This window comes from Micromonospora sp. MH33 (genome assembly GCF_003013775.1).
Taxonomy (GTDB): Bacteria; Actinomycetota; Actinomycetes; order Mycobacteriales; family Micromonosporaceae; genus Micromonospora; species Micromonospora fulviviridis.
The window spans coordinates 1-10,427 of record NZ_MUYZ01000247.1; the positions used below are offsets into that span (position 1 = coordinate 1).

General features: G+C 72.6%; 8 protein-coding genes and 2 pseudogenes. 6 read left to right on the forward strand and 4 right to left on the reverse strand.

What is annotated here, in order from left to right; genetic code table 11:
* A pseudogene (locus B0E53_RS27585) lies at positions 1-183 on the forward strand (hypothetical protein); the annotation flags it as partial.
* 56 nt (positions 184-239) lie between these two features.
* Here the strand turns inward: B0E53_RS27585 and lexA are convergent.
* Positions 240-1,022, reverse strand: coding sequence for a transcriptional repressor LexA (lexA, locus tag B0E53_RS27590; RefSeq protein WP_107078696.1), 783 nt, complete (start codon positions 1,020-1,022; stop codon positions 240-242).
* A 546-nt stretch (positions 1,023-1,568) separates the two neighbouring features.
* On the opposite strand from lexA, the gene nrdR reads away from it, so the two are divergent.
* From nrdR to B0E53_RS27610, 4 genes are all read left to right on the forward strand, one after another.
* Entirely contained in the window at positions 1,569-2,063 is a 495-nt protein-coding gene (gene nrdR, locus B0E53_RS27595) for a transcriptional regulator NrdR (RefSeq protein WP_091311916.1), read from the forward strand.
* 66 nt (positions 2,064-2,129) lie between these two features.
* Complete coding sequence (locus B0E53_RS27600) at positions 2,130-4,994, forward strand: vitamin B12-dependent ribonucleotide reductase (RefSeq protein WP_107078697.1); 2,865 nt, start codon at positions 2,130-2,132, stop codon at positions 4,992-4,994.
* 124 nt (positions 4,995-5,118) lie between these two features.
* A complete protein-coding gene (locus tag B0E53_RS27605) occupies positions 5,119-6,054 on the forward strand; it encodes a DUF2332 domain-containing protein (protein WP_107078698.1) in 936 nt (311 codons plus the stop codon).
* Between the two features lie 93 nt (positions 6,055-6,147).
* Positions 6,148-6,888 (forward strand): nucleotidyltransferase domain-containing protein, encoded by a 741-nt coding sequence (locus tag B0E53_RS27610; protein ID WP_107078699.1) that lies wholly within the window; start codon positions 6,148-6,150, stop codon positions 6,886-6,888.
* A gap of 45 nt (positions 6,889-6,933) precedes the next feature.
* Here B0E53_RS27610 and B0E53_RS27615 read toward each other — a convergent pair whose 3' ends face one another.
* The 3 genes from B0E53_RS27615 to B0E53_RS27625 form a co-directional block, all read right to left on the reverse strand.
* Positions 6,934-8,121 (reverse strand): DUF6596 domain-containing protein, encoded by a 1,188-nt coding sequence (locus B0E53_RS27615; RefSeq protein ID WP_107078701.1) that lies wholly within the window; start codon positions 8,119-8,121, stop codon positions 6,934-6,936.
* Between the two features lie 65 nt (positions 8,122-8,186).
* Positions 8,187-8,528: a YciI family protein gene (locus B0E53_RS27620; protein ID WP_107078700.1), complete on the reverse strand. Its 342-nt coding sequence runs from the start codon at positions 8,526-8,528 to the stop codon at positions 8,187-8,189.
* 96 nt (positions 8,529-8,624) lie between these two features.
* A complete protein-coding gene (locus B0E53_RS27625; protein ID WP_210406235.1) occupies positions 8,625-9,881 on the reverse strand; it encodes an MFS transporter in 1,257 nt (418 codons plus the stop codon).
* Positions 9,882-10,045: 164 nt separating this feature from the next.
* Here B0E53_RS27625 and B0E53_RS27630 point away from each other — a divergent pair.
* Positions 10,046-10,427: pseudogene (locus B0E53_RS27630) on the forward strand (alpha/beta hydrolase); the annotation flags it as partial.

Here is a 10,427-nt window from a genome sequence, read left to right on the forward strand (position 1 = left end):
GGCTACGGCGGCCGGCCGGGCGGCGGTGGCGGCTACGGCCCGGGGCGCGCCGAACCGCCGCGCCGGGAGCACGACCGCCGGGATCCGCGCGACGGCCGTCGCGACGGCGGCTACGGCGACCGGGGCCAGCAGTACGGCCAGTTCTCCGGCGGCGGCCGGGAGTACCGGGGGGACCGCTACTGAACGCACGGAAAAGGGGTGACCGCCGGACCGGCGGTCACCCCTTTTTCCTTCTCGTCTCAGATGCGGCGCAGCACGGCGACCACGCGACCCATGATGGTGGCGTCGTCGCCCGGGATCGGGTCGAAGGCCGGGTTCTGCGGCATCAGCCAGACGTGCCCGTCGCGCCGCCGGTAGGTCTTCACGGTCGCCTCGCCGTCGAGCATGGCCGCAACGATGTCGCCGACCTCGGCGGTCGGCTGCTGCCGGACCACCACCCAGTCGCCGTCGCAGATCGCCGCGTCGAGCATCGAGTCGCCCTTGACCTGGAGCATGAAGACCTCGCCCTCACCGACCAGCTCGCGGGGGAGGGGGAAGATGTCCTCCACCGCCTGCTCGGCGAGGATCGGGCCACCGGCGGCGATCCGGCCCAGCATCGGCACGTACGCCGGGGCGGGGCGCTGCGCGCGGGCCGCCTCGTCGTCGATGTCGCCCGGGGCCCGGACGTCCACGGCGCGCGGCCGGTTCGGGTCGCGGCGCAGGAAGCCCTTCTTCTCCAGCTCCTTGAGCTGGTAGGCGACGCTGGACGGGGAGACCAGGCCGACCGCCTCGCCGATCTCGCGCACGCTCGGCGGGTAGCCGTGGCGCTCCACCCAGGTGCGGATGAACTCCAGGATCCGGCGCTGCCGGGCCGTGAGGTCGACCGTCGTCGGGTCGGGGAAGCTGCTGACCACCGGGGTGACCGGACGCACGCCGGGCTGGGCCGCCCGGCTGCGCGCGGTGCGGGGTCGACGGGTCGCCGGCGGACCCGCCCCGTCGATCGGCTGCGGGTTCTTCTGCCGGCTGGCCCGGTCCTCGGTCACGTCCGTCCCTCCCTGGTCGGCGCTGGGTGCCTCGTCGGCTCGTGGTGCGTGCTCAGGTGGTGCTGCCGACCGGTCCGCCGCGATCCGCCGCGCCCGGTCGTTGTTGACCGTATAGGTGAGATCGGCCATTTTCAAACATCTGTACGACCTGTTGTCGGCGTGTCGCCCTCAAATCCTGGATTTCCGAACGCGTGTTCTGATAAATGGTACGTCGCTCTCGAACGCATGTTCCATCCCGGCGGCCCGTGACCCCGGCGGCGCCCGGCCGTTGGGTTCCTCGGTATGCCGGGGACGGGGTGGCACGGGTGAGTGATTCTGATGACGCGCCGGACACGCGGTTCAACTTGACCTCGCTAGTGGGACGGCATACGGTCGACCCCTAGATGTTGTGGTTACATGGGCGTAAGTCGCCTACAGGTTGGGTCCGGTTACCGACCGCACTCCCGCACCGCCGACCCGGCGGGGGCCATCGAGAGGTGGCACCGCCGCGCTGAGGCGTGCCCGGAGGCGGCCGGTGGGCCGCGGTCGAAAGAAGGAGGTCAGGCGATGCGGTGTCCGTACTGCCGGCACGCCGACTCCCGGGTGGTCGACTCGCGGGAGGCCGACGACGGCCAGCTCATCCGGCGGCGGCGGTCCTGCCCGGAGTGCGGCAAGCGGTTCACCACCGTCGAGGAGGCGGTGCTCGCGGTGGTCAAGCGCAGCGGGGTGACCGAGCCGTTCAGCCGCACCAAGATCATCGGTGGGGTGCGCAAGGCGTGCCAGGGCCGGCCGGTCGACGACGACTCCATCGCGCTGCTCGCGCAGAAGGTGGAGGAGACCGTCCGGGCCAAGGGGGCCGCCGAGATCCCCAGCAACGAGGTCGGGCTGGCCATCCTCGGGCCGCTGCGCGACCTCGACGAGGTGGCGTACCTGCGGTTCGCCAGCGTCTACCGCTCCTTCGACTCGCTCGCCGACTTCGAGCGCGAGATCGAGACGCTGCGGGCCGCCGCGCGCGCCCGGGAGGGCGCCGGGGCGGTCGAGGCCGCCGGCGCGACCAGTTGAGTTTCACGGATTTCTGACAGTTTGACGACGCGCGGTGGGTGACCGCGCTGACGAGGGGGGCGAGGCGTGACGACCAGCAAGTCACGGAACAAGGCCGGGACAGGGCTGAAGATCGAGCGCGTCTGGACGACCGAGGGGGTGCATCCCTACGACGAGGTCACCTGGGAGCGCCGCGACGTCGTGATGACGAACTGGCGGGACGGTTCGATCAACTTCGAGCAGCGCGGGGTGGAGTTCCCCGAGTCCTGGTCGGTCAACGCGGCCAACATCGTGACCACCAAGTACTTCCGGGGCGCGGTGGGGACCCCGGAGCGGGAGTGGTCGCTCAAGCAGCTCATCGACCGGGTGGTCAGCACCTACCGCACCGCCGGTGAGGAGTACGGCTACTTCGCCACCCCGGCCGACGCCGAGGTGTTCGCGCACGAGCTGACCTGGATGCTGCTGCACCAGGTGTTCAGCTTCAACTCGCCGGTCTGGTTCAACGTCGGCACGCCGTCGCCGCAGCAGGTCAGCGCCTGCTTCATCCTGGCCGTCGACGACTCGATGGACTCGATCCTGGACTGGTACAAGGAGGAGGGGCTGATCTTCAAGGGCGGCTCCGGCTCCGGCGTCAACCTCTCCCGGATCCGCTCCTCCCGGGAACTGCTCTCCTCCGGCGGCAACGCCTCCGGCCCGGTCAGCTTCATGCGCGGCGCGGACGCCAGCGCGGGGACCATCAAGTCCGGCGGCGCCACCCGGCGGGCGGCCAAGATGGTCATCCTCGACGTGGACCACCCGGACATCCAGGAGTTCGTGGTCACCAAGGCGCGCGAGGAGGACAAGATCCGCGCGCTGCGGGACGCCGGCTTCGACATGGACCTGGGCGGCGCCGACATCGTCAGCGTGCAGTACCAGAACGCCAACAACTCGGTCCGGGTCTCCGACGAGTTCATGACCGCGGTGGAGAACGGCGGCGGCTTCGACCTGCGCGGCCGCCTCGACGGCCAGGTCATCGAGACCATCGACGCCAAGAAGCTGTTCCGCAGCATCTCCCAGGCGGCCTGGGAGTGCGCCGACCCCGGCCTCCAGTACGACGACACCATCAACGACTGGCACACCTGCCCGGAGACAGGGCGGATCACCGCGTCGAACCCGTGCTCGGAATACCTGCACCTGGACAACTCCTCCTGCAACCTGGCGTCGCTGAACCTGATGAAGTTCATGCGCGCCGACGGCGGCTTCGAGGTGGAGAAGTTCGTCAAGTCGGTCGAGTTCGTCATCACCGCGATGGACATCTCGATCTGCTTCGCCGACTTCCCGACCGAGAAGATCGGTGAAACCAGCCGCGCCTACCGGCAGCTCGGCATCGGCTACGCCAACCTGGGCGCGCTGCTGATGGCCTCCGGCCTCCCGTACGACTCGGAGCAGGGCCGGGAGGTCGCCGCGGCGATCACCTCGCTCATGACCGGCACCGCCTACCGCCGCTCCGCCGAGCTGGCCGGCGTCGTCGGCCCGTACGACGGTTACGCCCGCAACGCGGAGCCGCACAAGCGGGTCATGCGCAAGCACGCCGCTGCCAACGACGCCATCAGGCCGACCGGCACCGTGGCCACCGCCGTCCAGCGTGAGGCCACCAAGCAGTGGACGCTCGGCAACAAGATCGGTGACAAGAACGGCTGGCGTAACTCGCAGGCCAGCGTGCTGGCTCCCACCGGCACCATCGGCTTCATGATGGACTGCGACACGACCGGCGTGGAGCCGGACCTGGCGCTGGTCAAGTTCAAGAAGCTGGTCGGCGGCGGCTCGATGCAGATCGTCAACCAGACCGTGCCGCGTGCCCTGCGCAGCCTCGGCTACCCCGAGGAGCAGGTCGAGGCGATCATCGAGCACATCGCCGACCACGGCCACGTGGTGGACGCCCCGGGCCTGAAGCCCGAGCACTACCCGGTCTTCGACTGCGCGATGGGTGAGCGGTCGATCGCGCCGATGGGCCACGTGCGGATGATGGCGGCGATCCAGCCGTTCGTCTCCGGCGCCATCTCCAAGACGGTCAACATGCCCGAGCAGGCCACCGTCGAGGACGTCGAGAAGATCTACTTCGAGGGCTGGAAGCTCGGCCTCAAGGCGCTGGCGATCTACCGGGACAATTGCAAGGTCGGCCAGCCGCTCTCGGTGGCCAAGTCGAACAAGGCCGTCGCCGAGACCCAGGCTCCGGCCGCCGAGGTCGAGAAGGTCGTGGAGAAGGTCGTGGAATACCGGCCGGTCCGCAAGCGGCTGCCGAAGAAGCGCCCGTCGGAGACCATCTCGTTCTCCGTCGGCGGCGCGGAGGGCTACCTCACCGCCTCGTCCTACCCGGACGACGGCCTCGGCGAGGTCTTCCTCAAGATGTCGAAGCAGGGCTCGACCCTGGCCGGCGTGATGGACGCCTTCTCGGTGGCCATCTCCATCGGTCTCCAGTACGGCGTCCCGCTGGAGACGTACGTCAGCAAGTTCACCAACATGCGCTTCGAGCCGGCCGGCATGACCGACGACCCGGACGTGCGCATGGCGGCCTCGGTGATGGACTACATCTTCCGTCGCCTGGCCTTGGACTTCCTGCCGTACGAGCGCCGCGCGGAGCTGGGCATCTTCACCGCCAAGGAGCGGGCCGCCCAGCTCGCGGCCGAGGCGGAGGCGGAGGCGAGCGGTGCGGACCTCACCGCGATGGCCGCCTCCGCCCCGGTCGAGGCGCCCGAGCCGAAGACCGGCCCGCTGGCCCAGCCGAAGCAGGAGGTGGCCGAGGTGGCCGCCGCCAAGCCGGCGCCGTCGGTGGGCTCCAGCACCGAACTGCTGGAGGCCGTGATCGGCAAGGCCGCGGACGCGCCGCTCTGCTTCACCTGCGGCACCAAGATGCGGCCCGCCGGTAGCTGCTACGTCTGTGAGGGCTGCGGCTCCACCAGCGGCTGCAGCTGACGTACGACCGCTCGCGAGCGCGGCAGGGATCTCCCTGCCGCGCTCGCGGCTTTTCACGCCCAGCTCGGGGGGAGGGGCGAATCTCACGTCGCCCGCGACGGCCTCCGGCTGGGATGCTCGGGCCATGACCACTGCGGACCGCTACGCCACCTTCGCCGCCCGGGAGGCGCGCGGGGTGTCGCCCGCGTACGAGCGGCTGTCGGAGGCGGTTTCCCGCGACGACGAGCTGCTGGCCCGGCTCGACACCCTGCCGCCGGCCAAGCGCCAGCCGAACCTGCTCTACGCCGTGGTCCGGCTGCTCGGCGGTCCCGTCACCGATCCGGCCGCCTTCCGGGGGTACGCGCTGGCGAACTGGCCGGCCGTCGAGGCGGAGCTCCGGGTCCGGGCCACGCAGACCAACGAGCCGGGCCGGTGTGCCGTACTCCTGCCGGTGCTGGCGGCGCTGCCGCAGCCCCTCGCTCTGCTGGAGGTCGGCGCCTCCGCGGGCCTGTGTCTCTACCCCGACCGGTACGCCTACCGTTACGGCGACCACCCGCTCGGCACGGGTGAACCGGTCCTCGACTGCGCGATCAGCGGGACGGCGCCCCCGGCCCGCCGGCCCGAGGTGGTGTGGCGGGCCGGCCTGGACCTCAACCCGCTCGACGTGACCGACCCGGCCGACGTGGCGTGGCTGGACGCGCTCATCTGGCCGGAGCACGGGCACCGCCGCGAGCGGTTGCGGGCCGCGTCGGCCGTCGCCGCCGCCGACCCGCCGCGGCTGGTCCGGGGTGACCTCGTGGAGGACCTGCCGGCGCTGGCCGCGCGGGCGCCCCGCGACGCGACCCTGGTGGTGTTCCACACCTCGGTGCTGTACCAGGTGCCGCCACCCGGGCGGGAGGCGTTCGCCGAGGTCGTACGCGGGCTGCCCGGGCACTGGATCGCCAACGAGGACCCCGACGTGCTGCCGTACGCCGCGCTGCCGGATCCGCCGGCCGGCGGGTTCCACAACGTGCTGGCGCTGGACGGTAAGCCGCTGGCCTGGACCCGGGGACACGGCCAGGCGATCACCTGGTTCGGGTAGAGCCGATGCCGCAGAGCCCCGCCCGCCGTGCCCGGTCGTGGTGAACGGTAAGTGTCCAGGAATCACCGCCGCCCGAGGCGGGGAGGGGAGGTCATGGTGCGGCTGCCGGTCGTCGATGAATTCGCCGGTGAACTCGGGGCCCTCGGCTGGGTCTCCGACCTGCTGGTGGCGGGGTCGTTGGCGACGGGCGACTACCGGCCCGGCGTCAGCGATCTCGACCTGGTCGCGCTGACCGCCGGCCCGGTCGACGCCGCCCGGGAGGCCGCGCTCGCCACCGTGCACCGTCGCCTCGACGCGGGCAGCGCCGCCGGGCTGCACCTGGGCTGCGTCTACGTCGACAGCGCCACCATCCCGGACGTCCACCGGAAGCATCCGACGTGGACGCACGGGCAGCTCGTCCAGCGCATCCTGTCCGGGATCACCCGGGCGGAGCTGGTCCGGCACGGGTACGCCGTCTTCGGCCGCACACCCGGCGAGGCGTTCCCGCCGATGAGCGACGACGACGTGCGGGCCGCCGCCCGCGCCGAGCTCACCGGCTACTGGGCCTGGGCCGCCCGGCGACCGTGGCTGTGGCTGGATCCCACCCTCGCCGACCTCGGTCTCACCTCGATGGCCCGCGGCCGGCACGCGCTCCACCACGGCAACCTGCTCACCAAGACCCGCGCCGTCGAGGCGGCCGCCGCCCCAACCTGGCTGATCGATCAGCTCGCGGCCCGCCGCCGCGGCGAACCGGTGACGTCCCCCCGCCTCCGCACCGCCCTGATCGCCTGGGTCGACACCCACCGCACCGTCACCCAGGCACGCCGGCAGGCCCCCACCACCCGTCGATCATGAAGTTGGTGTCCCGCAACGCCGGAGTGGCGGGCAACAACTTCCTGATCAAGGTGCGGGGTCGACCTCGGTGAGGCGGGTGGTGAGGAAGGCGCGTTCGGCTTCGTTGTCGACCAGGTCCAGCGCCGCCCGGTAGGCGTGGGCGGCCTCCCGTGGGCGGTCGAGGCGGCGGAGGAGGTCGGCGCGGATGGCCGGGAGGTAGTGGTAGCCGGCCAGGTGGGGGTCGGCGGCCAGGGCGTCGACCTCGGCCAGGGCCGCCGCCGGGCCGTCGACCATGGACACCGCCACGGCCCGGTTCAGCGCGACCACCGGGGACGCCCAGCGTTTCAGCAGCTCGTCGTAGAGGCGTACCACCTGGGGCCAGTCGGTGGCGGCGTAGCTGGGGGCGACCGCGTGCAGCGACGCGATGGCGGCCTGGAGGGCGTACCGGCCGACCCGGCCGGTGCGGAACGCGCCCAGGACCAGTTGGTTGCCCTCGGCGATGGCCGCCCGGTCCCACCGGGACCGGTCCTGCTCCTCCAGCACCAGCAGCCGCCCGTCGGCATCGGTGCGGGTGGCCCGGCGGGCGTCGCTGAGCAGCAGCAGGGCGAGCAGCCCGCGTACCTCCGGCTCGTCGGGCATCAGGGCGAGCAGCATCCGGGTCAGGTGCGCCGCCCGGTCGACCAGGTCGGCGCGGACCAGGCCGGCCCCGGTCGGCGCGGTGTGCCCGGTGGTGAAGAGCAGGTGGATCACGGTGAGCACGGCGTCGAGCCGTTCGGGCAACTCGGCGGCGTCCGGCACCCGGTACGGGATCCGCGCCGCGGCGATCTTCTTCTTGGCCCGGGTGACCCGGGCCGCCATGGTCGTCTCGGTGACGAGGAAGGCCCGGGCGATGTCGCCGGTGGCCACCCCGCAGACCAGGCGCAGGGTCAGCGCCACCTGGGCCTCCCGGGCGAGCGCCGGGTGGCAGCAGGTGAAGACCAGCCGCAGCCGGTCGTCGGGGACCGCGTCCCCGCCGGGCTCCTCCGTCATCTCGGCCTCCGCCGGTTCGACGAGCAGGGGCATCTTGGACCGGAACACCTTCTCCCGGCGCAGCACGTCGAGCGCCTTGCGCTTCGCCGTGGCGGTCAGCCAGGCGCCCGGCTTGTCGGGTACGCCGTCCCGCGCCCAGGCGGCCAGCGCGGCCAGGTACGCGTCCTGCACGCACTCCTCCGCCACGTCGAGGTCGCCGGCGACGCGCGCCGTCGCGGCGAGCACGAAGGCCCACTCGCGACGGTGCGCGTCCGCCACGGCGCGTTCGGCGGCGACCGTGGCCGCGTCGCTCACTCGGCCGGCGGCTGGAAGAGCGGCCGGACCTCGACGCCGCCGTCGATGGTGGCCGGGTTCAGCTTGGCGATCTTCAGGGCCACGTCCAGGTCGGGCGCCTCCAGGATGAAGAAGCCGGCGACGACCTCCTTGGCCTCGATGAACGGGCCGTCGGTGACCACGTCGCCGCGGATCGCCGTGGCCGTGGTGCTCGGCTGCAGCGCGAAGCCCGTGAGGACCTGGCCGCCCAGTTCGGCGACCTGGTCCCCGTACCGCTCCAGCAGGGCCACGTAGTCCGGGGTCAGGTCCATCGGGTCGGCCGGCGCGGGCGAGTAGACGAGGACTGCGTACTGGGCCATCGGTCTCTCCTTGGGGTTGTCGTTTCCCTCTTCCGTCTCACCGACGGACGGGCGCGGCCGGATTCGACAGCGGCCCGGGAAAAATCTTGCCTCTTTTCAGGGTGTCGCGAAGTCCCGCATCCGGCGCAACGGGGAACAGACCACGAACAGCGCCGCGGCCCACATGCCGAGCACGCAGACCAGCAGCGCCGGCCGTAGCCCGAGCCGGGTGCCGAGGGCGCCGCCGAGCAGGGCGCCGAGCGGGATCACGCCGTAGCAGATCCACAGGAACGCGGCGTTGACCCGGCCGAGCAGCCGGGCCGGGGTGACCCGCTGCCGGTAGGACATGGCCGCCACGTTGAACAGCACCGCGTTGGCCGCGAACGCCGCCGTGCCGACCGCGTAGAGCAGGGTGCCCCAGCCGGGCCGGGCCAGCGGCATCAGCAGGTAGAGCGGGCCGGGCGCGGCCATCGACACCCAGATGGTCCGGGCGCCGCCGAGCAGCGCGGTGACCCGTCCGGCCAGCACGCCGGCCAGCAGCCCGCCGACCGAACCCAGGCTGAACAGGAGGCCGATGGTGGCCGGGGCGGCGTGCAGCACGCGCAGCAGGTACGGCACCTCGATGGCCTGGGCGGCCATGACGAAGAAGTTCGAGGTGGCGGTGCAGGCGAGCACCAGGGCGAGGATCCGCTGCCGGCGGATGAAACCGAGCCCCTCGGTCAGCGCCGCCCGGACCGGCACCCGGCCCTCGGTGTGCGGCGACGGGCGGTGCCGGATCAGCAGCAGCGTGACCGCGCTGGCCAGGAAGCTGGCGGCGTCGGCCACGAAGGTGCGCGCCGCGCCGAGCAGCCCGACGAGGACGCCGCCCGCGCTGGGCCCGGCCAGCTGGGCCAGGTTCTCGCTCACCTCCAGCCGCGCGTTGGCCGAGGTCAGCCGCTCCGGCGGGACGAGCGCGGGCAGCAGGCTCCGGTAGGCCACCGTGAACGCCACGGTCAGCACGCCGGAGAGCCCGACCACCGCGTACAAAAAGGCCAGCGTGAGGTGGCCGGCGAGGGCGACCACCGGCACGGACAGCAGCAGCGCCGCGCGACCCAGGTCGCACCCGATCATCAGCCGCCGCTGGTCGACCCGGTCGGCCAGCATCCCGGCCGGCAGCGAGAAGAAGAGGTACGGCAGCCAGGCCAGGAAGGTGAGCAGCGAGACCTGGAACACGGTGGCGTCGAGCACGCCCGCGGCGAGCAGCGGCACCGCCACCCCGGAGATCCGGGTGCCCACCTCGCTGACCGTCTGGCCGCTCCACAGCAGCAGGAAGTCCCGGCTGCGCCACAGCGAGGTGCGGGTTCCGGTGGTCGGGGGCGTCAGTTGCTGGGTCACCGTTCGGGCCTGTCCGTCGGGGTCACGGGTTCGCGACCCGGCACGGTATCCCGCCGGGCCGCCGCCGGGCGCGGCATTTCTCCCGGCACCGCCCGTGTTCGCGGGACCACGCAGCGCGCTCGTGGTGGCTAGGGTGGACGGTCCAGGGACGATGGGAGATCACCATGCGGGTGCGGATCCTCCTCGCGCCGGCCCTGCCGGCGATCTGGGGAGTGGTGGCGGGCTGGTGGACCCCGCGCGGGCCGGGCACGGTCGGCACCGCGCTCGCCTCGATCGTGGTCAGCCTCGCCGTCGGGCTGCTGGCCGGCTGGTCGAGCCGCTCCCGCTGGGCGATGCTGGCCGCGCCGGTGCTCTTCGCGCTCGCCGTCGAACTGGTCCGGCTCGGCCTGCGCGGGCCCACCGTCGACCGGCCGCACCTCACCGGCCTCGGCGTGGCGGCCCTGCTGGCCGGGCGGGGGGTGCACGGTCTGTTGACCCTGCTGCCGCTCCTCGTCGGCGCGGCCTACGGGGCCGGGCTGGCCCGCCGGCTCGACGGCACGGCGCCGC

Coding starts and splice junctions, on each gene's coding strand:
- B0E53_RS27620 (WP_107078700.1), bottom strand. CDS start 8,528: ATGGCCCAGTACGCAGTCCTCGTCTACTCGCCCGCGCCGGCCGACCCG.
- nrdR (WP_091311916.1), top strand. CDS start 1,569: ATGCGGTGTCCGTACTGCCGGCACGCCGACTCCCGGGTGGTCGACTCG.
- B0E53_RS27610 (WP_107078699.1), top strand. CDS start 6,148: ATGGTGCGGCTGCCGGTCGTCGATGAATTCGCCGGTGAACTCGGGGCC.
- B0E53_RS27605 (WP_107078698.1), top strand. CDS start 5,119: ATGACCACTGCGGACCGCTACGCCACCTTCGCCGCCCGGGAGGCGCGC.